We start from the raw sequence: 21,923 nt of genomic DNA on the forward strand, positions 1-21,923 counted from the left end.
GGGGGGGGGGGGGTTACGCCCTCTTCGACTGCTAAAGTCTATTCTCAAACCGCAAGTCAAGACATTACTGTCACAGCTATAAGCTTTGTTGACGAAGATGGCAACGGTTACGAGTATCCCATATTCTCCAAAACTCGCGATTTTGCAAATACCATAACACTTCAAGCTACTACCGCACCAACAGCACCACAAACTCCTTCCATACCACAAACTCCATCAACCCATTATGGCTATCAAGGAAATTGGACTATTGCTTGGGCTAGTGGAACCAGTAATGATCAGCTAGCCACCCTAACCTGGACAGAAACAGGCTATCTCCCCAACCCTGAACGTCAAGCGCAGTTAGTTCCTAATACCTTATGGGGATCTTTCACGGACATGCGCGCGTTGCATCAACTTATGAGCATAAGCGCTACAGGTTTAGAACACGAACGTGGTCTTTGGGGAGCTGCTATTACAGATTTCTTACACAGAAAAAAAACAACGACAAGCAAGAAATACCGTCACGTTGGTGTTGGCTATGCTGTAGGCGCTAGCGTACAAACACCAACTGAAGATCTATTTTCTTTAGCTTTTTGTCAGCTCTTTGATCATGATAAGGATTATGTAGTATCTAAAAACCGTACACATGTGTATGCGGGTTCTTTGTTCTTTGAACATTTTCATATGCTACATCCTCAAGCCTACTTCATTAAAGCGGGATCGAAATTTCCTTCTTCGTTCTTAGCGAAACTTCCTGAAGATGTTCCTATGATTTTCAACATACTGTTTAGCTACAGCCATGCTGAAAATGATATGAAAACACGCTACACAAAGCGTTATTCTCCTAAACCTCTTACATATCCCGAGGTTAAAGGTAGCTGGGGAACTAATTGCTTCGCTGGTGAAATTAGCGGGAGTTTCCCCATGGAGCTTCCTGATTCCTACATCTTTGAGAGATTTGTTCCTTTCATGAAGGTACAGATGATCTACGGTGAACAGGAGAGCTTCCAAGAACCTACAAGTGAAGGACGTTCTTTTGAAAATAGCCATCTTGTGAACTTAGCTTTACCTATCGGAGTGAAGTTTGAAAATGTATCTTCAAATAACAAAGATACTTTCGATCTTACACTTGCCTATTCTCCAGATGTCTATAGGGATAATCCCCACTGCGCAACTTCTTTAGTTGTTACAGGAGCTGCTTGGGAAACAAAAGCTACCAACTTAGCTCGTCATGCTTTTGTAGTTCGTGCTGCTAATAACTTTACCTATTCAGAACATGTAGAGTTATTTGGACACGGAGGATTCGAACTTCGTGGATCTGCATATAGCTACAACTTTGATCTTGGTGGAAAAGTCCGCTTCTAAGATTTTTAATATTCCCTGCTTAACCTAAGCAGGGAATATCCCCCATATTTTCCACATCACTATATAGCAACTCTTGCTTTATTTTCGGATTTCCCCTATGTCCTGTAGAGCCGCAAAATATGCAGGGAATACTAATGAAAAACTCTATTTATGGGGTTTTACTGTTTTCCTCTTTTGCCTTGTCCATTGCTACCGAACTTCTTGCAGATGCCGATACTGTCAATCTTGCAGCTGGATTCAACGGCTCCTCTAGTGAAACTTTCGATGTAAAACAAACAAATAATGCTGACGGAACTACATACAATCTATCCAGTGCGATTTCGTTCTTAAACGTAAGCAAGTTAAATCCAGCAAATACAAGCTGCTTTGCCAATTCCGCTGGAGACCTTACGTTTACGGGGAATCGTCGTCTTCTCTATTTCGATGATATTATATCAACAGCAAAAGGTGCTGCCATCAGCACTACTGCAGATGCTAAGACTCTTACCATATCGGGATGTTTGAGATTAATTTTCCATGCGTGCCCTAGAGCAGAAATAGGAAATGGAGCGATTTATTCAAATAGCTCCATGTTAATAGAAAGCAATCTTGAAGGAAGCTTTGGATATAATAAATCTTCAGGGAAAGGCGGTGTTATTTGTTGTGAGAAAAGCACAACTGTAGGCGCAACATCACCTACATTAACAATGCAAAATAATGGTGAGCTTCTCTTCTTAGGGAACCTAGCCACATCTTCAGGTGGGGCAATTTATGCAGAAAAAATGCTTCTATCTACCGCAGGCAATACGGTTTTTCAATCTAACGTTACTAAAGATAAGGGCGGAGCTATTGCCATTGCTGCTAACGGAGAAATCAGCCTGTCTGCAGATAATGGCAATCTGACTTTTGAGAGAAATATCATAATCACAAATAATCAAACTATCCGTAATGCTATTCATCTAGAAGACGGAGCAAAGTTTCTTCAGCTACGCGCTGCTAAGAATAGATCCATTTACTTCTATGATCCGATTACTACTACAGGAGATATAGCTGATCGCTTAACTATCAATGCCCCTAACGGAGCTAATCCCTATGAAGGGACAGTTGTATTTTCCTCAGCAACATCTTATGTAGATTCACCTATTTCTAAACTCACCTCATTCTCTCAAGATCTTACACTAGCAGCAGGATCCTTAATTTTAGAAAAAGAAGTAAGCATAAAGGCAAAATCTTTCGAGCAGAATCCACAGTCCCTATTGTTCATGCATCCTGGAACCAAATTAGAGACCGTCAATAATATCTCAATAAAGAATCTTCATTTAGATCTTAAAGATATCGCAAATGCTCCTGCAATACTAACCGCAACTGCTGACGGTGCTGCTATTAATATCCGTGGGCCTGTGGTTATGCACCTCAATGATGAGATTTTTTATAATCAGGAAGCTTTGGCTAACACATTATCTTTTGAATGTTTAAATGTTGGTGCACAACATTTGGACAACATTATTATTGATGATATTCCTGACATTCCTACGATCACAATGGAAACTCATCGTGGATATCAAGGGAAATGGACGCTTTCTTGGGAAGAACAACCTGAAATTGTTATTGGTAACGTTGCATTACAACCTAATAAAAAGATGTCTTTAGTTTGGAAACCTTCTGGTTACATTCCTTTTGTAGGAGGCACAGGAGAGTTTAGCTCATCTTTAGTTCCTAATAGCTTATGGAATCTCTTTTTAGATACACGCTTTGCCCAACAGGCTATAGAAACCAACGCTCAATCATCAGGTAATAACCTTTGGATTTCATCACTCACCAACTCTTTCCGTAAAGGCTCTACTGACAATAACCATGGGTTTCGTCATAAGAGTTCGGGATATATTGCAGGAGGGAAACTACACACTCCTCAAGATGATATATTTAGCATAGGGATCTGTCAGCTATTTGGAAGATCTAAAGATTTTGGATCTGCAAAATCTAAAGATAAATTCTTCTCAGGATCATTATATGCTCAGCACTCGAGATATTTACTTCCTATTGCACGTTTCCTTGCGGGAACATCAACATACAAACCAAGATTCTTATTAAATATCCCTAAGGACTTCCCTATCAACTTTGATGCTCTCATAGGCTATAGCTATGGTAGAAATCATATGACAGTAAAATACTCTGATCGCACACGAACAACAAGTTCATGGAATACCTACGGGTATTCTGCCCAAATTGGAAGTTCTTTACCGTTTGCTTTGGATGTTTCCCATACATTTTTCCAATACATCTCTCCATTTATCAAATTACATTGGATTTATGCACATCAAGTCCAATTTCAAGAACAAGGAATAAAACGACGCTCTTTTAGTAATAGTAATTTAAAAAATCTCTCATTGCCAATTGGTTTAAAAATCCAAGGACAATCACTACATCGTCTCTCTTATGAACTCACTGGGATGTATATTGCCGATCTCTATCGTTGCAATCCTGAGAGTGTGACTTCATTAATATCTGGAGGCTTGCTCCCCTGGACAACAACAGCGACAAATCTTGGTAAACAAGCTGCTCTGTTGCAAGGATCAGGCAACCTCTCCCTTACATCACACATCAATATCTTTGCTCAAGGAACTGTAGAATTTCGCCGTTCCTCCTATAGCTACAACATGGATTTTGGCAGTAGGGTGCATTTTTAACAGTGTAAATCCCTGATATCAGGGATCTACACTCTTAATGACACCTTTGATACCGAATTAATCTGCTTTTTTGAGTAGGCATAACTGCTAAGGTTATGCCCACTCCTAAAAGCAGAAAACATTTTTTCCTATAAAACAACAGGGAATATACTATGAAAAACTCTCTCTACGGGTTTTTAATCTTTTCTTCTTTTACCGCATCTATGGCGTTTGCAGACGCTACCGACTTACCATCTTCGACGAGTTTTGATGGTTCTACAGGAGCTGGACAATTTACTCCGAAAGAAACAACAGCCTCTGGAGGAACTAACTTCACACTCACCGGTGACATAACCATTCAACATGTTAAATCAACAACACCAGCAAATACAAGTTGCTTTAAAAATTCTACAGGGAACATTACCTTCGCAGGAGCAAACTATTCTTTAATATTTGAAGATATCATTTCCACAGCTAAAGGAGCTGCTATCAGTAATAATACTGATGCAAAAACACTTACAATGTCAGGATTTAACATCTTATCCTTTATTGCTGCTCCAAAAGCAACCACAGGAAATGCAGCTATTTATAGTGTGGCATCAACAACTATCAAAGAAAATAAGAAGTTAACTTTTGATACAAACCACTCTATAGCAGCAGGCGGAGCTATCCATTGTGCAAAAACAGGATCAACAGCGGCAACGCTAACTCTTCAGCAAAATGAATCTATGATATTCAAAAACAACTCCTCAGCAACTACAGGAGGAGCTATTCATGCGGAGAAACTCGTCCTTAAAGCTGGCGGAGCTACCCTATTTGAAAATAATCACGCCACGCAAAAAGGCGGGGCAATTTCCATTGCTGGATCTGGAGAGATTAGCCTATCTGCAGATGACGGAAGTATTATCTTTAAAGGAAATACCATTACTGACGCAGGAAATAAGGTAAATAACGCAATTCATGTAGGAGCTAACGGGAAATTTTTAAAACTAGAAGCTAAAGAATCTCAGTCTATTCTATTCTATGATCCTGTGGTTGTTGAAGGAACAGCTGCTGATAATTTAGAAATTAATAAAACTTCAGGAGCAACCACCTACACAGGATCTATAATCTTTTCGGGAAGATATATAGAGAGTCCTCACAAAAGGAGAAAACACATTTCTAAATTCACACAACCTCTGACTCTATCCGCAGGATCTTTGGTTTTAGAAAAAGGTGCGCATTTAGAAGCTAAATCTCTAACACAAACTGCAGGATCTAAAGTTATCTTAGATCAAACGTCAAGTATAGAAACTAAAGAAAATATAGATATTAAAGAACTTTGGCTACGTCTTGATGAGTTCAAAAATCCTACAACAGCAACTATCTCCACAACAGGAAGTGCTCATACTGTCACTGTTAAAGGACCTTTAGGTATTTTTGCAGATCATGAAACCTTCTATGACAATCATGCTCTTGCCTATGACGTAAATCAAGAAGTCCTACAACTCTCTGATAAAGATATATCAAAAATTGCTTTAGTAGACATCCCCCAAGCAGTTAGGAAAAATATCGCTTCGCATCGTGGATATCAAGGCGATTGGACTATAGATTGGAAAACGATTCCAGGTTCTACAAATGCAGGCGTTACAACTTTAGGGACAAAAATAGCAACGATACATTGGAGACCTACAGGCTATATCCCTTTTGGAGGAGCTCAAGAAATCACCACTCCTTTAGTGGTTAACACTCTATGGGGAAATTTCTCAGACATTCGTAATTTAGAAAGAACAGTAGAGTCCTTAGCAACAAATTCTCTATCCTCTGAAGGATTCTGGGCTGCAGGAATTAAAAACTTCCTACATTCTAATAGCTCTGCAAAAAATTATGTCTTCCAACATAACAATGCTGGCTATGTCATTGGTATGAATAAACATACACTATCAGACAATGTATTTTCTGCAGCATTTTCCCAGCTATTTGGTAAGGATAGAGATGACGCTAATGGTCAAGTAGATCATCAAACACTTTCAGGATCTTTTTATGCACATCACGTAGGCTCGCTACCTATGTTGCGCTTCCTTTGTGGGGGATCTACAGATTGCCCTCCTGAACTTCAAGCATCTCCGTCTATCCCTGTTATTGTAAACGCTCAGCTAAGCTATAGCCATAGCAATAACCACCTTATAATAAATCACACAGACACAACGAAAACAACAGGCATGTGGTCTAACTATTCCTTAGCTACAGAACTAGGATCGACATTCATCTATACTCTGAGCAAATGCCCTTCTATACTTAAACACATATCTCCATTTGTTAAACTCCAAGGAGTATATTCTGAACAAAGGAAATTCACAGAAGAAGGACTACGTCGCTGCTTATTCTCGAGTACATATCTAGCTAACCTAGCTCTTCCCCTAGGGATTAAGATCCATGGAGTATGTCCTAGAGAACTCCTCGCCTATGATCTATCCGCTATGTATGTCCATGATGTATTTCGCATCGATCCTGAAAGTATGACACTATTTCTAATTGGAGGCTTGGCTCCTTGGGCTACACAAGCCACCAACTTAGATACCAAAGCTGTGGTCGTTCAAGGTTCTGGAAGATTCGCTGTTAGACCAAACATCGAAATTTTCGCAGAAGGTAACTGTGAACTACGCTCCTCATCTCATAGTTATAACTATGATTTTGGCGCTAAAATACATTTCTAGATCTCCCTTACTTCCTGCTCTTTAAGAGCAGGAAGTCCCCCCTTCTCCCCACAAACTCTCTTTGATAAGCTTGAAATTTTTTATTTTTTTATCTATTTCGCGAGATAGTCCCTCATAACCCAAGATACCTTCATGAAACTCTCTGTTTATGGGTTTTTACTCTCGTCATCCTTGCTATCCACCCACATAGCATTTGCTGAGAATGCCTCAGTATCCCCAGCAGTTCCGCAAAATGTTCCCGCAGCAGGAGCTAGTAAAACCATCACTGAGCTAACTGAAGGTTTCGATGGGTCTGTGAATCCACCAAAAGAATTCACATCGAAAGCAACAAGTAATGCGGCAGGGACAACTTATAGCCTAACTACTGATATTTCTTTCACGAATATTACAACACTTACTCCTACGCCTCCTCCACAACCAGCATCTGGGAGTAAAACTAATGAAGGAAGCTGCTTCAGTAATACTGCTGGAGATTTAACTTTTTCAGGAGCCACTCACTCACTCACATTTGAAAATATCTCCCTAACAGCAAAGGGTGCTGCCATTAGCAACACAGCATCTGGAACAACACTACAGTTAACCAATCTTACTAATCTTACTTTCTCCAATTCTCCAGGATCTTCTGTTTCTACAGGTAAGGGAGCTATTTATTGTGAAGGATCCTCACTTAAAGTAATTAACAACGGAAACGTTACGTTTTCAAATAATCATTCCGAAGAAAATGGTGGAGCAATTTGTTATAAAGCAGCAACCGTTTCTCCACCAGTCTCTCCTCCTCCGCAACCTCAGCCACAGCCACAACCATCTCCCATAACAACTGTAACTACGCCCCCAACAACAATTGCACTACCAAATACTCCTATTCTCTCGTCTTCCACTGCACCAACACAACCTCCCGGAGGTAGTGGGAGTCCTGGTAGCCCTAGTGGTCCTGCTCCAGCCCCCGATGTTCCAGGTTCTGGAGCACAACAAGCAGCTCAAAATACATTCACCTTCGGTGGTAATGATAGTCTAACATTTTCAGGCAATTCGTCTGATAAATGTGGTGGGGCGATCTATGCTCATGATTTAATCATTACCGCTACTGGTCAGACATTATTTACTAATAATACCGCTAAAGAGAAGGGTGGCGCCATTGCTATTGCTGATGGAGGTACAATTTACTTATCAGCAGAGGGGGGCGATATTATCTTTGAGGGAAATACAGCAAAAGACAATACGCCCAATGCTATAGATCTTGGATCTACTGCTAAATTTGGAGATTTATGTGCTTTAAAAGGTCGCTCTATAATCTTCTATGACCCAATTACATCAAACGGTACAGATGTTTCTGATAAATTAATAATCAACGGTCCGGTTACACAGCCTGCTCCCTCTCGCGGAGGTTCTTCAACACCAACTGTGAGATCCGCAGCAGCTGTTCAACCAGTACCTAGACTTTATGAAGGCACTATAGTTTTCTCAGGTAAAAAGCAAAATACATCGAAGACTAAAGCATTAACTAATGCCTCTAGCTTAAAACAACCTGTAGAACTAGCTGCTGGAACACTTGTCCTAGAAGATGGAGCTCTATTTTCTGCAAAATCTTTCTCTCAAAAAGATACTACTTCAACAGTTGTATTAGAACAAAACACGCAATTACAGGCATCCGATTCAATAGATTTGAAAAACCTATGGATAGGAGTTACAAATGTAAATTCACCAGATTTTGCAAGAGTTAGTACTACAGGAAGTACCGGAACTGTCAAAGTTACAGGAGCTATCACACTTGCTGTTTCTGATCCTAAATTTTATGAAAATCCAGATCTTGCTAAACAGCTTAATAAAGAATTCATAAAAATATCAGCACAGGGAAGTGTCACTATTACCGACAGCCCTAACACACCTAATCAAGATATCTCCTCACACCTAGGTTATCAGGGTGTGTGGCAATTGACCTGGGCAGATGTTCCATCTGGAGGCTCAGGTCAACCAACTGAAAAAGTAGCCACCTTAGGTTGGCAACCCCAAGGTTACCTCCCCACTCCTGGAGATACACAAAGCTACACCTCTTTAGTTCCTAATAGCTTGTGGGGAATGGTTTCTGATGTTGCTGCTATCCAACGTTTAATTGAAGGAGAAGCAAATTCCGCACAGGGCAAGGACATCTGGGGTGCAGGATTATCTAACTTCTTAAAAGGTAAGAAAACAGATAAGAATCGCAAGTTCAGAAATTTCAGCTCTGGCTATGCTGTAGGAACAAGCTCTCAATCCCTTCATGGTTTTAAATTCAGCTTTGGTTTTTGCCAGCTATTTGGAAGAGCTAAAGATTACGCAGGTGCAAGGATTCATGAGAAAATTCTTTCAGGATCTTTGTATACACAATATGACACAGAGCTATTACCTATTTTAAAATTCCTTGCAGGAACGTCCGTATTCAGACCAAAAATTTTAAAACAGATAACTGATGATTTTCCAGTAACCTTCCAAGCACAATTTGGTTATTTTTACGGAGACAACTCCATGAAAATAAAATACCTCGATGCTACACAAACAAACAGCTCTTGGGAAAACCATTGTTACTCTGGAGATATTGGTACATCTATAGCTATTCCTATACAGAGTAAAGATGGCATTATCCAAATGGCATCGCCGTTTGTAAAAGTACAAAGTGTCTACGTATATCAAAAAGGATTCCATGAAAAAGGCTTAAGACGTAGAGCTTTTGATCATACCTATTTGACAAATATCTCTATACCTTTAGGGCTGAAAGTTTATGGAGATTCTGTATCTAAAGATCTCCATTACGAACTCTCTGCAGCTTATGTAGGTGATGCTTACCGTCATAATCCTAAAAATACAACAACACCAATTGTAACGAATGTTGTTGCTACACCATGGATAACAACCGCCACAAATCTACAAAGACATGCAGCAAGATTCCAAGGTGCTGGAGATTATGCCCTAACCTCATATATCCAGCTATTTGCTCAAGGAAGTATCGAGCTACGTAAATCTGCAAGAAGCTATCACGCTAATGCAGGTAGCTCTATCCATTTCTAAAGGATTTCCTCTGCTCTATAGGAGCAGGGGAAATATATTCATGAAAAATCTATCTGCTCTAATCCTTTAGATATAAATATCTTTAGAAAAACATCCCCTATTAATCTTGATTAATTTCAGAAATTTTTCTATGTGAGGAAAGGCTTTTTCTCATTTCCCTCCCCTAAGCAAAAAAAACATTCTAAAAATATACTTTTATACCATATGACGCAAAGACCTAACCCATGGATTTTTTGCTGCTGTGCTATGTCCTGTTTGTGTTTTTCACCAGCATACTCTGCTGTGTTAAAAACACTCACCTCTGCTGATAATTTTAACGGCATAAACAATGCGGCTTTTTCTATTAAAGCTTCTGACAATGACGAAGGAACAACCTACATCTTATCCGACAATATTTTAATACAAAATGTCGCCGTTACTAAACCTGAAAATAGTAGCTGTTTTAAAAATACCAAAGGAGACCTAATCTTTAATGGCAATAACCGAAATTTAACCTTCGATAAAATTACCACTACAGCCGAAGGGAAAATGATTTGCAATTCTGCGGGAACCTTCCTTACCTTATCATGCTTCTCCAAGCTTGCGTTTTTAGAATCTAACAACTTAAGAACAGGGAAAAGCGCAATCAGATCTAAAGGATCTTTAATGTTTAGATCCAATGATCAGATCATCTTCTCAGAGTGTTACTCATCAGATAAAGGGGGTGCTATCCATTGTATACCTACTCCAGGATCACGAAACACATGTTCCTTATCATTTCATAGAAATCGCGGGATAACATTTTCTAATAATACATCCGTTCAGGGTGGTGGAGCTATTTATGCTAAACAAATGCGTCTAACCGCTATGGGCCCCACTCTATTTCTTAATAATACAGCTTCAGGAGATGTCAACTCAAGACCCGCCGGGGGCGCTATTGCCATTGCTCCTAATGGAGAGCTTTCTTTATTTGCTGAGGAAGGAGATATTATCTTCGAGGGAAATAGGACAATAAGAGGCGGTCATGGCGGCCATATTGAAAGAAATGCTATTCATTTAGAAAATGATGCATTTATTAGCTATATAGGTGCTGCTGAAGGGAAAATCATTAAATTCTATGATGCTATTACTGCCACGTCTTCTTCTGATGTTCCCCTCCTAATCAATCAAATAACAGGCGGGGCCATCTATAAGGGCACAGTGTTTTTCTCTTCAGGGGCATGTACTCATACTTGTTCTTCACTGGCTTCCATAAATATGTCTAGAATTTTACAGGATGTAATACTAGCAGGAGGCACTCTAGACTTAAGTTCAGGTGCCATTCTTGGAGTTTTGAACTTTATTCAACGTCCTGACACAACATTTATTCTAGACCAAAGTACCATGCTTAGAGTACACGGAAACGCTGAACTTTTAAATATTACTATTCCTGTGAAACTTTCTATTTTAAATCCGAAACCAAAAGATCCGAAAATAAAGTTTCATTCCTTATCATATCGACAACCGGGGCAGATTTTAATTCTATCAGGAGATAAGAAAATATCTCTATCGGGATCTATGAATATCGATATTCAAGATGAAGATTTCTATGAAAATATAGAGTTAGCAAAATCTGTAAAAATTCCCCTAATTAAAATTGAAACTCGTGAATTAGATCTTGCACATACAGAAGTTAATCGTATTAATGTTTCAATGGATCCCTATGGGTATCAAGGATCTTGGAAACTCGAATGGTTAGAACAAGCACCGAAACCAATAAATACACGTTCAAGAACGAATGCAGAAAAAATTGCTCATCTTGTCTGGACACCTAAACATTATCGACCACGTCTGATTGATTCCCAGGGAAATTCCTTAGTCCCCAATAGTCTGTGGAATGCTTTCGTAGATATCCGCGGTATCCATAACCTTATGGACACCGTTTCTGATGGCAGCTTATATCGCAATGGCTTATGGGTTTCAGAAATCTCTAATTATTTCCATAAAGATCATCATAAAGATAACCACGGCTTCCGTCATACCAGCGGAGGCTATGCTTTAGGGCTATCACAACAAACTCCCTCTAAGGATATTTTTAGCATAGGCTTTTTCCAAATGTTCGGGGTTTCTAAAGATGCCTCTTTAGCAAAAAATCGTGAAAATATTCTCGCAGGATCTGCATATTTGCAGCATAGCACACCTATAAAACCTATCCTAAATTGGTCTTTAGGGAACCTGTTTGCTCGTCCTGAATTCTTATCCAAGATTTCTTCAGATCTCCCATTAATTTTAAATCTTCAAGCAACGTACAGCCATAGTAAAAATAAACTCACGATAACACGAAAATCTTCAGAAATTACTCATGGGTATTGGAATACCCATTGTGTAGGTGCTGAACTAGGATCTTCTCTATCCTTTGATTTCCACGAAGAGCATAATATCTTCCATCACATCCTTCCCTTTATGAATCTTCAAGGTGTCTATGCCTATCAAAGGAAATTTAAAGAAGAAGGAGAGAAAAAACATGAAATTACCAGTAGTAAATTAGGAAATGTCTCTCTACCTATCGGTATACGTTTGGAAGGACATAACTCGCGTTGGCCTATTTTCTATTCGACATCTGTAGCCTTCATTGCAGATCTATTCCGACAAAATCCATGTTCTACAATTACCTCCACCTACGCACCTTTTGCTACATGGAAAACTTCAGGAACAAATCTCTCAAGGCAAGCACTAGCAGCGCAATTGTCGATGCATTGTGCAATCTTAGATAACATTACGCTATTTTCAAAATGCTGTGCAGAGATACGCAAATCTTCACAATACTATTTAGGAGATATCGGTAGTCAGTTCTTATTTTAAGACATAACATTTAAAAAGCATGACATCTTAAGAAATTCAGAAAAATTTTTTATAAAAAAATTTCTGAATTTCTTCTATGGCTCAACTTGCAATATTTTCGGAAGAATCTCTCATGTAATGATCATTCTCACAGAGAGAAAATCAATAAAAACTCCCATCTACACAATAGATTATCAAACAATATAAAGCTTTTAATGCTAAGCATTTCATTGAAATGCTTTCCTATCCTATTGATCTTTTAATACTTTTTATTTATTAGCAAAATCAATCTTGTTGCATCCTCTTGAGCAAATGAAAGCGTCTCTCCGTAAGTTTCTAATTTCAACAACGCTAACACTTCCTTGTTCATTCCAAGCCTTTTCTTTGGAAATCGTAGTTCCTAACGGAACTTACGATGGTAACCTTAGAGAAATGTTTCCCTATACGATTACATCAAATGCTGAGGGAACTACGGCGATATTGTCAGGAAATCTGAATCTTTTAAATCTTGACAATTCAATGGTAGCAACACCTTCAAGTTGTTTTTTCAACTCCGTTGGGCCCATGACAATTGTGGGTAAAAACCATAATCTAACATTTACAAACCTGCGCACATCGGTAAACGGTGCTGCCCTAAGCTCTATTCCGGCAACAACTCCCGAATCGTTCCCTTATACGATTACGGGGATGAATACCCTGTCGTTTTCTAACTGCGTAGCCTTAATGGCTCGTACCACTCCTGCAAATACTCCAACGAATCCAAAAGGCGGGGCGTTATACTCCAAAGCTCCTGTATTTCTACAGAATATTCAGAATCTGATATTTAAAAATAATAGCGCTGCAGATAATGGTGGTGCTCTATGGGCACAAGTAGTAGGAATTAGCAATATCAAAAAATCTATGCAATTCCTTAGCAACGTCGGTGCAAACGGCGGAGCTATCGGTGCATCTAAAAGTCTAGATGTTACACAATGCCCTTCTATTCTCTTCAGATCAAACTCTGCTGAGAAACTTGGCGGTGCTATTCATTCGGTTGATCCCACTACAGCAGGAAGTCCTCCTCCTCCAGCAAACGGACCAGTAAATACTGTCGTCAGTTTTTCAGGAAATGGTGCCATACAATTTGACGCGAATAATGCGAAATCCGGTGGAGCTATTTATTCCAAAGGGAACATCAACTTCACAAATAACGCACAATTACTCATGCAGAATAACTCTGCATCTCCTGAAGTTGCTGATAATAATGAAGTATTAGGACAAGGTGGGGCTATTTTCTGTATAAAACAGACTACAACACCTCCTGCTCCCACCTCTCCAGAGTTCACAGGATTAACTATAAGCAATCAAAACGAAATCTTCTTTGCTAATAACTTCGCTGCAACCGCAGGTGGAGCTATTTATGGAGAAAAAGTCAGCATTACCTCTTCAGGAAAAACGGTGTTTACAAACAACATCTCAAAAGATGGTGGTGCCATCTATATCCCCTCTGGAGGAACTCTAAGCTTATCTGCTGATTATGGGGATATGATTTTCTATGAAAATCTAAAAAATGATGGCAGTACTACCACAAGAAATGCCATCAACTTAGAAAAGGGAGCAACCATTACATTATTAGCGGCCTCTGGAGATCATAAACTCTGTTTTTATGATCCTATTGTGACTACACTTCCAGAAACAGCTCCTAACGGCAATAATACTCTAACTATCAACCAAGATAGACAACAGAATACTCCTTTTACTAACTACATCGGAACCGTACTATTCTCTGGAGCCCATGTAACTTCTGCGACGGACACAAAGAATTTTGAGTCAACTATCTATCAAAAAGTGGTTCTAGGTGGCGGGAAACTTGTTTTAGCTGATAAAGCAAACCTATCCGTTGTTTCCTTTGAACAAGAAGCTGATTCTATTCTCTTAATGGATAATGGAACTACCCTAGCAATTACAGAGCATTCTCACACAACTGCTGCTGCCGCGGGAGGTGGTGGAGGTGGTGCTGGAGCAGGCGGTGCCGCAGCTCCCACCAATCAAGATAATGCTAACGGAACCATCTCAATAAAAGATCTCCATATCAACGTTAGTTCTCTTACACAACCCGGTGAAGGAGCTAAAATTGAAACAAAAAATACTGCAGGATCTATTACATTAACAGGCCATATATCCCTAGATGATGTCTCAGGAACTGCTTACGAAAATCACGATCTTTTCAATAAAGATACTATTACTCTCAAAGTGCTTTCTCTTTCTACAGCAGGGGATAATAAAACTACTACAGATGCTCTTACACTCACTCCTAGAGGAGATGCTGAGCCACAATATGGCTATCAAGGATCTTGGAAACTTACATGGGAAGACGGTACAGGTAGTGATTTAAATAAAAAGAAAACTCTAAAAGCTGTTTGGACAAAAACAGGATTCATTCCTAGTCCTGAACGTCAAGCATCTTTAGTCCCTAATAGCTTATGGGGAGCTTTCATAGACCTACGCTCTATGAATGCCCTAGCTACAGCAAGCTGTGATGGCTTTGGCTACGGTAAGGGATTATGGGTGGCTGGACTTTCGAATGTCTTCCATCATGATCGCAACAGCGTATCCCATGGTTTCCGACGTATTAGTGGTGGCTACGTTATTGGAGCAAATTCACAAACAATTTCTGATTCTGTATTTGGAGTAGCCTTCTCCCAGGTATTCGGTAAATCTAAAGATTACGTAGTCTCCACAACAAAATCACAAGCTATAGTAGGTAGTGCCTACCTATCCATAAAACATCCGTTAAGCAACACTATCTTCACATCCTTTGCTGCAAGAATTAACTACAGCCATACTAACGAAGATATGAAAACACGCTATACCTTCATGCCTGAAGAAGATGGCAATTGGGATAACAATTGTTGGTTAGGAGAAATAGGTGGAAGCTTACCTATTGTTTTACAAACCACTAAATTACATCTAAATCAATTTGTTCCTTTTGTGAATGTTCAGCTTGGCTATGCTGAACATGGATCCTTTAGAGAAAAACTTGCAGAAGCACGCTCATTCTGTTCGTCTCGTTTGATTAACTTAGCGATTCCTTGTGGATTTAAAATTGATAGGCGTTCCCACTCCCATCCGGATTTTTATAGCTTAGCTATATCCTACGTTCCTGATGTATGGAGAAGGAATCCAGGATGTGACACTTTATTACTTGCAAACGGATTCCGCTGGAAAACACCTGCAACAAATCTAGATAGACATGGTTTATTGATGCAAGGATCCACACATACAGCTGTGAACAATAATATTGAAATCTTTAGCCATGGCAGTTGCGAATTACGTAGATCCTCACGCAACTACAATATAAATGTAGGAAGTAAATTTCGATTCTAAATACTACTAACGATAGGGTTGAGGCATGCCTCTTTCTTTAAGATCTTCTTCTTTTTGCTTTTTGGCTTGCTTATGCAGCTCGGGGTGGGTTTCTGCCCAAACCATAAATCAAGCTAAGCTTACGCCTCCTTTGTATGATATAGGAGAAGCTTTCCACCTGACTTCGAATTGTTTCATTGAAGATGCCTATGGAGCTAAGTTCCCCTCATCTTTCTTAGGATCGAGCACAAACTTCACTATATTCGGAAGAAATCGCTCACTAACATTTGCGCAATGTCATGCTCCTGTAAAAGAAGGTTCATCGTTAATCTCAGCTACAGAAGCACTGACATTGACAAATCTTTCTAAGCTTGTTCTTAACGAAAACGTCTCTACAGGAAAGAATGGCCTTATCTCAGGGAAAAATATCTCAGTCACTTCCTCAAGATCCGTAATAGTTACAAATAACAGAACCCCCTATACTCCTGTAGTTACTAGCGTTACCACTCCTAACGCCTCAACCACAGTAAACTGTTTTTGCGGTTCTGCAATTCGTACAGAGACAAAATTAGATATTACGAAAATTCGTGGTAATATTACCTTTGATAGCAACTCCGGAAACTTCGGAGCAGCTCTCCTTAATGATACGGCAGCCACCTGCAACATTGAGAATAACTCCGCAGCAATCTCTTTCTCTCAAAACTTTGCTGCTTGTGGTGGAGGAGCTATTTATGACGGAACGATTACCTTTAAGAATAACTCCGGACCGATTACCCTAGCGGGAAACACTGCAGCAAATGGATTACTAACAACTACTCCCACTCCTGCTAAAGTTATAGGTGCAGGTTGTGGAGGTGCGATTTGCGCACCAACAAAGTCTGTGAGCTTTGCTAATAATACTGGTGAGTGTGCCATAAATTATAACCTTGCTGAAAAAGACGGCGGGGCAATTTATGCGACTACATGTGATCTTACAACTAGTTCTAATACCTATTTAAATAAAAATGCTGCCAAAGGAAACGGTGGAGCTATCTGTACAAAGGCTCTTACTATAAATTCTAAAGGCCCTATGGTGTTCTTTAACAACAGGGCAGAGAAAGGTGGGGCTATTTATGTTGCTTCTACTGTTGGTGAAACTAATAATCCTCCAAATTCAACGTTAAGTTTAACAGCAAGTTCTGGGGATATGGTCTTTATCGGCAATATGCTCGACAATCGTCCAGGAACACGTAATGCTATCCAAGTTGAAGGAGATGGTAAAATCACCTCTCTTAATGCTACAGGATTATCTAATATAATCTTTCATGATCCTATTACAAATAAGGGTCCCACAACTACAAATCCCACAACTTTAGACACGATTAAAATCAACTCTACTGGCTTTGCTGGATCAGTAAAATTCACTTCAGAGACACTTACCATATCAGAGAAGTTAAACCCAGCAAACTCTACAACTTCCTTATTTGGTAAAGTTGTTATTGAAGACGGTCAACTTGTTGTAACTAACAATGCTACAGTCAATGTTCTTGGTTTAACTGCAGAAACAGGCAGACTAACTTTAGGTTCTGGAGCATCTGTTGGCTTGCTTACAACAACAAATAATCAGCCTACTCCAGAAAACTTTAGCATTAAAAAATTAGGTTTTGATGTTAAGTCTTATCTAAATCCCAATTATACCACCGCCACTGTCACAACATCTAATAGTAAGACAATTACATTAGAAGGTTCTTTAGATGTTGTTTCTGAGGATAACGAAGATCTCTATGATAATCCCTTATTGTTAGCCTCATTGTCTATTCCTATAGCTACCTTCACAAGTAATAACGGTAGCGCTACTGATCCAATAAAAACGAACTTCACCGTAGGAGATCTTGCTGTTTCTCAACATTACGGCTATCAAGGAGTGTGGTCATCTACATGGACAACACCATTACTAGCTCCTACACCTAATGGCGGCATCCCAACAGGAACAAATAATCGTACTCTCTATGTTGTATGGAGACCAGATCCCGCCTACCATGCTCCCTATGTTTTAGATCCTGAACGTCGTGGAGAACTTGTATCCAATACCCTATGGACTTCCTTCTTAGCAACGCAGGCATTCTCAGAAGCTTTAGAAGAAACCTTCCTTTCTGAACACGAAGGTGTTCTTGTTTCTGCAAAAGCTATCGGTAGCTATGTCCGTCATCCTGTACAGAAGACACATGATGGATTTAAAGGAAGATACGGAGGTTATCAAGCCTCTATTGGTATCCATTATCCTGATGATGCTTCTGTAGGCTTAGCTTTTGGTCAGCTTTATGGTCAGGTAAAGAGCAAACCTTACGATGCACAAAGTACAGAACAAATCAGTTTAGTTGCTTTCTTCGGGAAATTCCCCGTTGTTACAGAAAATACTGCAACGAGCATCTCCTGGGAAGCTTCATATGGTTACGCAGTAAACCATATGAAAACAAATTACCTAAACTCCATCACGCAAAGAACCAGAAAGTCTAAGGGACGTTGGCATAACAATACATACTATGCTTCCGTATCTGTAGAACATCCGTTCTTAACATGGTGCACTCTTACACGTAAAGTTGCTCGTGATCTTGAGCTCTCAGGATTTATATCCGCAGAGTTTATGGGTGGTTGGCAAAATGCATTTTCTGAAAAAGGTGCGCTACCACGTAGTTTTTCTAGAGGTCGTGGGCACAACATTACCCTACCTATTGGATTTACTTCCGAATGGTACACACCATTTAAAAAGGCACCTTCAACTCTGACATTAAAACTCGCTTATAAGCCTGATGTCTATAGAGTGAACCCACATAACGTAATCACTATCTTAGCTAACGGTGAGAGTATTCCTATAACGGGAGCACAAATCCCTCGTAATGGATTCTACCTACAGATGCATGACAGTGTAGAACTCTCCCAACACGCTACAGGATTCGTAGATTACGTATTTGATTCGAAAAAATCTTATGCAGGCCATCGCATCACGACAGGACTGCAAGGAAGATTTTAAACACCTACCGAGAGAAATTTTCTTTGCCCTAGGGGAATTTCTCTCTCTTTCTTCTGCTTCATTCAACACTCTTTTAATTCACAAGTTACCCGTAATACCACAGAAAATTTAGCTGTTTTTCTCTAACCTTTTGCTAGCAAAGTAAATATCTTCAGTAGGCACTAGACAAAGATCCAAAAAAACTTTATATAGCGGGAAACCATATCCTCTACGACCTTCTCAGATATGTATTTAGCGCCTCTCTCTTTAGTTTTGTTCCTTTGTTTCTGCTCTTACGGATACGGAAAAGAGCATTCTACAACGGATGATAATTCTTCTCTTTCTCATTTCGACTTTCCTATTCCTATGAGGGAATATTCTCCGATAGACAAACGTTTATCGAGAGATGTCTCTAAAGATCTGTCAATATCGAATTATCTTCAGACGGAATTCTTCTCTGATCAATCTAACAGAGATAAGGGGGGCGCGGTTACCTGCAAATCTCTGAATCTAACGAACAATCTGGGGACCATTTTCTTTGTAGGAAATAGGGCTTTACAAAACGGTGGAGCCGTTTATGCTGTAGAAAACGTTTCAATATCTAAAAATACCAGTGTTGTTTTTTCCAAAAATAATTCTTTAGATTTATTTTCTACACCGATGAGTTCTACTTGTTTTGGAGGAGCGATAGCCACGAAAAATTTTGAGGCTTCTTACAACACGAAATCCTTAGAATTCATTGCCAATAGTGCGAAAATGTATGGCGGGGCTATTTATGCAGAAAAAACATGTTCTTTTTCTAATAACTCCGCTGATCTTCTCTTTAAAGGAAATCTCTCTACATTCATGCCTAGTTTTGGCGGGGCTATTTACACTGAGACCTGTGAGATTGCCAATAATTCAGGGAAAATTACCTTCATTAACAATGCCGGACAGGGTGGTGCTATTCAAGCCACCACATCAACAACTATTAAAGATAATACGGGAACGATTATTTTTATGAATAATCGTGGGTCTATCTCTCAAAGGAACCCTTTCACAGTTGAAGATGAATATTCCGAGGGCGGAGGCATTCTCAGTCCAAAAATCACTATAGAAAACAATACCGGACCTATTTACTTCGATGGAAATATGGCTTCTGCTTATGGAGGAGCACTAGATTATACCAACCTTACTATCAAAAATAATGGGCCTATATATTTCTTAAACAACAGTGCTCACCAGGGGGCCGCTTTATATGTGAAAAATGCAGGAGGTACTACTACCATCTCTGCGGATAATGGAGATATTATTTTTGATAATAACGTTATGAATGAAGGCAATCGTCTTCGACGTTCCATAAATTATTTTCGAGGTGCTCATACTCTATCCTTAGGAGCAAGCCAAAACTACAAAATATGTCTCTATGATACGATAAATACCACTAATCTTACGACTCTATCTCTCAATCCCGAATCCTACCATACAGGTGCAGTTGTCTTTTCAGGAAAGCATGTACAGCCTGCCTTAGCTAATGATCTACAGAATTTTCAAACCAGCTATAATAATGAAATCACCGTTAAATATGGCACTCTAGCCATAAAGAGCGGGGCTCAACTTTCTGCATATAAAATCACACAAGATAATTCTACCTACCTAGCTTTAGGGAAAAATACTGTTATTAAGACTCAACAAAAAGATGACTCAACTAAAGATAGTAATCTACAACTGAAGAATCTCCTCATTGATCTTCCAGAAGTTTTAAGTCCTCAATCTGAACCTCCGATGATCTGGATTTATCCAGATACAGCTAGTAGTAAATTTACGGAAAATGCTACGGCGAAAATCACGATAACAGGCTCTGTGGAGCTTTACGACGGGAAAGAAAAAGATTTTTACGACAATTTAGATCTCTCACAACCCATCAATGGCGTAGCTTTGCTACACCTTTCCGAGACTTCAGGCAATCCCATTACAACTACAGATTTGAATATCCAAACGATAAATCCTGGTGAGCACTACGGTTATCAAGGTCTTTGGTCTCCCTATTGGGGAGAAATTACAACAGTAACAAACGATGCTAGTGCAGCTACAGCTAATACTAAACATAGATATCTCTATGCCGATTGGACACCGTTAGGCTACACGCCAAATCCTTTATACAAAGGCGATCTTGTCCCTAATCTCCTTTGGCAATCTGCCTACCTTATAGCAAATATCCCCTCCTCTATGCCTAAAAGCAATCTCGAAGAAAATATGTTTATCGAGGGAGAAGGATTAGGACTCTATATCCATCAAAGGAATAAATACGGAAATTCAGGGTTTTCCTCCCGAGCCTATGGTTATACTGTTAGAGGACAAGCTAAATCAGTAACAAATCAGTGCTTCGCTTTATCTTTTGCTCAAATCATTGACAAAACTTTAGAAAACGAAACGGATCATAAAAGTAACTCCCATAGCTACCTTGCTAGTCTTTCCTGGCACATTCCTTGGTTTAATGAGTCTTTAATCACATCAGCATCTTTTAGATACTGCTATTCAGATCACCATCTGAAAAACTCTTACAATGATGGGCAAGAAAAATCACAAGCTGAGTTTTATAATCACGCTTTATGTGCAGTTTTCGGATGGGCTTTACCCGAATGGTATGCTTTTTCTCATTTTTCAATCACACCATTCATGCAAATGATTGCTCTACAAGTAGAGCAAACAAATATAAAAGAAGTTGGGGATCATGCGCGTACATTTTCTAATCAAAATCCTCTAAGAAATATAGCCTTACCTATAGGAGGAGAACTTTCAGGTTCTTCATACTCTAAAATTCCTACAACATGGGAATTAGAATTTTCCTATCAGCCAACAATCTATAGAAATAAGCCCAAAGTACTCACCGCATTATTAGCAAGTAAAGGATCCTGGACATCTTCAGCAACTTCCGTAGAGAAAAATGCCTTCCATGCCAAAGGAAAATATTCTATCGATCCTTTCTCTAATTTACGTATTTTCCTGAACTACCAACTCGACCTATCTTCATCTACAACAGCACATTATATACATGCAGGAAGTAGGTGGTTATTTTAA

8 protein-coding genes are annotated in these 21,923 nt (G+C 39.4%); all 8 read left to right on the forward strand.

What is annotated here, in order from left to right; genetic code table 11:
- Positions 1-1,347: autotransporter domain-containing protein (locus tag O6937_RS00005; RefSeq protein ID WP_332389735.1), on the forward strand; the 1,347-nt coding region annotated here is incomplete at its 5' end.
- 134 nt (positions 1,348-1,481) lie between these two features.
- On the forward strand, positions 1,482-4,013 hold the full coding sequence (locus O6937_RS00010; RefSeq protein WP_213240485.1) for an autotransporter domain-containing protein: 2,532 nt from the start codon (positions 1,482-1,484) through the stop codon (positions 4,011-4,013).
- Positions 4,014-4,165: 152 nt separating this feature from the next.
- On the forward strand, positions 4,166-6,688 hold the full coding sequence (locus O6937_RS00015; protein WP_213240483.1) for a polymorphic outer membrane protein middle domain-containing protein: 2,523 nt from the start codon (positions 4,166-4,168) through the stop codon (positions 6,686-6,688).
- A gap of 132 nt (positions 6,689-6,820) precedes the next feature.
- Complete coding sequence (locus O6937_RS00020) at positions 6,821-9,730, forward strand: polymorphic outer membrane protein middle domain-containing protein (protein WP_332389736.1); 2,910 nt, start codon at positions 6,821-6,823, stop codon at positions 9,728-9,730.
- 255 nt (positions 9,731-9,985) lie between these two features.
- Positions 9,986-12,550, forward strand: coding sequence for a polymorphic outer membrane protein middle domain-containing protein (locus tag O6937_RS00025; RefSeq protein WP_249324531.1), 2,565 nt, complete (start codon positions 9,986-9,988; stop codon positions 12,548-12,550).
- A gap of 291 nt (positions 12,551-12,841) precedes the next feature.
- Positions 12,842-15,895, forward strand: coding sequence for a polymorphic outer membrane protein middle domain-containing protein (locus tag O6937_RS00030; protein ID WP_332389737.1), 3,054 nt, complete (start codon positions 12,842-12,844; stop codon positions 15,893-15,895).
- 25 nt (positions 15,896-15,920) lie between these two features.
- A complete protein-coding gene (locus O6937_RS00035; RefSeq protein WP_213240475.1) occupies positions 15,921-18,884 on the forward strand; it encodes a polymorphic outer membrane protein middle domain-containing protein in 2,964 nt (987 codons plus the stop codon).
- A gap of 225 nt (positions 18,885-19,109) precedes the next feature.
- Positions 19,110-21,923: a polymorphic outer membrane protein middle domain-containing protein gene (locus O6937_RS00040; protein WP_332389738.1), complete on the forward strand. Its 2,814-nt coding sequence runs from the start codon at positions 19,110-19,112 to the stop codon at positions 21,921-21,923.

Source organism: Chlamydia sp. 04-14, assembly GCF_036632095.1.
Lineage (GTDB): Bacteria > Chlamydiota > Chlamydiia > Chlamydiales > Chlamydiaceae > Chlamydia.